Below are 3781 nucleotides of genomic sequence, written 5' to 3' on the forward strand. Positions count from 1 at the left end.
GTCCTGGTCGCCTCCCCCGCCGCACCGCGTCCCGCCGCGAGCACGGTCAGCGCCGCGCGGGCGGGCGCCAGCAGGACGTCGGGCCCCGGGGCGAGGACGCCCACGACCCCGGGGGCCGCGCGGCGCCCGGGGTGCAGCACCTCGAGCTTGTCTGCCCACCCCGCCCAGCGCACCGCCTCGTCCACGGTCGCGTCGACCGCCGCCACGGCCTCCGTGACGCGCAGCCCCTCGCCGCGGCGCACCTCGTCGACGAACTGCGCCCGCCGCGACTCCAGCTCGGCGGCCACGGCCAGCAGCGCGCGCCCGCGCTGCAGACCCGGCTGGGCCCACCAGGCCGTCGCGGCCCGGGCGGCGCTCGCCAGGGCCGCGCGGACGTCGTCGCCGCCCCGCCGCGCGCGGGGGCGCAGGGCCGGACGACCGGGGTCAGCCACCGAGCCGCCGCAGCAGGCCGAGACCGGTGCGGTCCTGCGCCCGGTGGGGGCCGCCGCCCGAGCGCCCGCCCCACACCGTGACCTCGCCGGCCCCGGCGAGCAGGGCGGGCACCTCGGCGTCCCCCCGCAGCGTGCGCACGCCGACGAGCGGGCCGGGCGGCGGGGGTGCCGTCCGGGGACCCGTGACGAGGACCCCGGGCAGGGCCCACCAGCCGCCCTCGGGCAGGTCCGCGGGGACCGCGGTGGGACGCGTGCGGGCGCTCGCGGCGGCGTGCGCGACGTCCGCGGTGGGGCAGGGCCCCACGTCGGTGGCGCGGTCCAGGGGGTGGCCCACGCGCAGGGCCGCCGCGCCCTCGCTCAGCCGGGCCAGCACCTCCGCGGCCAGCGGTTCGGCGACCAGGACCCGCGACCCGCCGGGGCGGCGCCACGCCCCGCCCGCGACGGCCCGCAGGACGGCGGCGCACGCCGCGCCGAGGTCGGCGCCAGGCAGCAGCACGTCGACGCCGGCGGGGTCCGGCCGGGCGGCGAGCGGGGTCCCGCGGTCGGCCAGCTCGACCGCGAGCTCCGTCAGCGCGGCCGGCGGGCCGTCGGCGACGACGGCCGCGAGGTCGCCCGCGTCCCACAGGGCGGCGTCGGCGGCGGGGTCCTCGCCCGGGGCGACTCCGACGAGGCCGGCCGGCAGCCCGGCCCCGGCGCACGCGCCCGCCAGGAGCAGCGCCAGCGGGGCCGCGGCGGGCCGGGCGCGCACCAGCACCCCGCAGCCCACCGCGAGGCCGGTCACCAGACCCGCGACGAGGTCGGCGGGCGGCGTGCGCCAGGTCGCGACGAGGACCACGACCCCGCCCGGGCGCGGGCGCACGCCCACCGCGGCGAGCTTGTCGGCCCAGCCGGCCGCCGAGAACGCGGCGTCGAGCAGCGCGGGGCCGTCGACGTCGAGGCCGTCGCGCACGGGACGTCCCGCGACCAGCGCCTCCGTCACGGCCACGGGCCGGACCGCGGCCTCGAGCGCGTCGGCGAGCGCGTGCAGGTGACGCGCGCGGTCCTCGCCGCTGAGCCACGCCCAGCTCTCCCGGGCGCTCGCGGCGCTGCGCGCCAGCACCCCGGCCGTCGCGACCCCCGACGTGTCGACCACCCGGGTGGCGACCTCGCCCGTCGTGGGGTCGGGCACCTCGAGCAGCGCTCCGGAGCCGTCCTCCCCGCCGTCCTCCTCGCCGTCCTCCTCGCCGGTGGCCCGGCACACGGCCGGCAGCCCCGCCGCGCGCGCGTCCTCGAGCCGGCGGCGCGGACCGCGGCGGGCGCGGGGCGCACCGCTCTCCGGCTCGTCCGGTAGCAAGGACGTCACGGTGAGTGAGTCTAGGGGTGGACGGGCCCGCAGGCGGGTGGCCCGGCCGGGCTGGCAGGCTGTCGCCCGTGCACTCCGAGGGTCAGTCCGCGCCGTTCGTCGACCCCGTGAGCAGCGACGGCGACACCCGCGCGTTCGACTGGTACGCGGGGGACCACCACATCCACACCATGTTCTCCCGCGACGCCATGTACTCCGTCGACGACCAGGTCCGCCGGGGCGCGGAGTGCGGCCTCGACTGGATGGTCCTCACCGACCACGGCGGCCCCGACCACGCCAAGCAGTCGGTCGCGCTGCAGACCCCGCTCATCGCCGAGGCGCGCGAGAAGCACCCCGTGCTGGTGTTCCAGGGCATGGAGTGGAACATCCCCGGGGCGGAGCACGCCACGGTCATCGCCCCGAACCACGAGCGCACCCCGGAGCTGCTGCAGGCCTTCGAGCGCCGCTTCGACGGCGACGTCGTCGCCGCGGTGCAGAACCCCGCGGGGCCGCGCCTCATCCACCACTCCTACGAGGCCGGGCCGGTGGCCGAGCAGCTGGGCCTCGACGCCCTGGCCTGGCTCGTCGAGGAGCTGCGCCGCGGCACCGTCGACGAGGCGCTGGTGCTGTCCAACCACCCCATGCGCACGGGTCGGGTCTCGCCGTCGAAGGTCCGCGGCTGGCGCGACGCGGCGCCGGGCGTCTTCGTCGGCTGGGAGGGCGCCCCGGGGCACCAGGCCGCGGCGCTCGCGGCCCCCAGCCGGGCGCGCGGGCGGGGGCAGTACGACGAGAGCCCGGGACCCCTGTCGTTCCCCGGGTACGACCGCGACCAGTACCGCACCTGGGGGGGTTTCGACGCGGGCACGGCCCGCATGGGCGGGGTGTGGGACTCGCTGCTCGCGGAGGGGCTGCCCTGGTGGGTGACCGCGAACTCCGACAACCACTTCGACACCGGCGACACGTGGCGCGTCGGGAACCCGAGCCGCGAGCACTACCTCGAGCACGGCCACCGCGGGTTCCCCGTCGACACCGGCCGCGTGCAGCACGGCTACGTCGACTTCGCGCCGGGGTTCTACAGCCGCACCGTCGTCGGCGCCGACCGCCGCGACTACCGCGCGGTGATGGCGGGCCTGCGCAACGGACGGGTGTTCGTCGTGCACGGCGGCCTCGTCCGGGCCGTCGAGGGCCGGGTGCGCGCCGGTGGGGAGGGGCCGGGGGTCACGTTCGGCGCCCGCACCACCGTGCGCCGTGGCGGGGACGTCGAGGTCGAACTCCTGATCGACCCGGCGACGGAACCCAACGGCGGCGGCGAGGTCCCGCGCTCCGCGCGCTGGGACGTCATCGTCGGCACGGTCACGGGGCGCGTGGCCGACACCGACCGGGACCTGTTCTCCGCCCCCGGGACCCGGGTCGTGGAGAGCTTCGAGGTGTCGCCGCGCGCCACGGGCCGGCAGCGGTTCACGACCACCCTGCGCGGGGTCGCCGACCCGCTGTACGTGCGGTTCCGCGGCAGCGACGGCCGCCACGCCGACGCCGACGGGCACCCGCGCGTCGACCGCGTCGGGGACTCCGACCCGTGGGACGACCTCTGGTGCTACACGAACCCGGTGTTCGTCGACGTCGAGTGAGGAGCCCCCCCGCACGGGGGTGCTGCGCCTGACGGGTTCCGCGGGGGACGACCGGCCACCGGTTGACACCTCCCGCGGAACCCCCCTAGTTTCATTCCCAGGTCATGAGTGACAGCGCGAAGCCCTGGCTCGCTGTCCGGCAACCCTCCCCCGCGGCGGGGTGCCCCAGGTGACGACCCGGCCGGACGAGGCGTCCGGCAAGTGCGGCTCTGCGGAGCCTCGAACCAGGAGTGCCCCATGACGCAACCGCCTACCCCGCAGAGGACGGTGCTGACCGCGCGTCGCCACATCGACCTGCAGCGCACCGACAGCGCGGTCTGTCCGCGCTGACGCGCACCCACCGGCACCGAGCTCCACCGCACCACCCTCTGTCCCGGAACTCCCGGGTCGCTCCCGCACAC

3 protein-coding genes and 1 riboswitch are annotated in these 3781 nt (G+C 78.4%); of the genes, 1 reads left to right on the forward strand and 2 read right to left on the reverse strand.

Annotated features, from left to right (window positions below; all coding sequences use genetic code 11):
* Both GTR02_RS20425 and GTR02_RS20430 read right to left on the reverse strand, forming a co-directional pair.
* Positions 1 to 431: aldehyde dehydrogenase family protein (locus tag GTR02_RS20425; RefSeq protein ID WP_166609313.1), on the reverse strand; the 431-nt coding region annotated here is incomplete at its 3' end.
* Entirely contained in the window at positions 424 to 1773 is a 1350-nt protein-coding gene (locus tag GTR02_RS20430) for an aldehyde dehydrogenase family protein (RefSeq protein WP_166609314.1), read from the reverse strand. The genes GTR02_RS20430 and GTR02_RS20425, both read right to left, overlap by 8 nt.
* A gap of 68 nt (positions 1774 to 1841) precedes the next feature.
* Between GTR02_RS20430 and GTR02_RS20435 the strand changes: the two genes are divergently transcribed.
* On the forward strand, positions 1842 to 3380 hold the full coding sequence (locus GTR02_RS20435; protein WP_166609315.1) for a PHP domain-containing protein: 1539 nt from the start codon (positions 1842 to 1844) through the stop codon (positions 3378 to 3380).
* A gap of 100 nt (positions 3381 to 3480) precedes the next feature.
* Positions 3481 to 3590, forward strand: a riboswitch (SAM riboswitch).
* Positions 3591 to 3781 lie beyond the last annotated feature (191 nt).

Source organism: Kineococcus siccus, assembly GCF_009906795.1.
Taxonomy (GTDB): domain Bacteria; phylum Actinomycetota; class Actinomycetes; order Actinomycetales; family Kineococcaceae; genus Kineococcus; species Kineococcus siccus.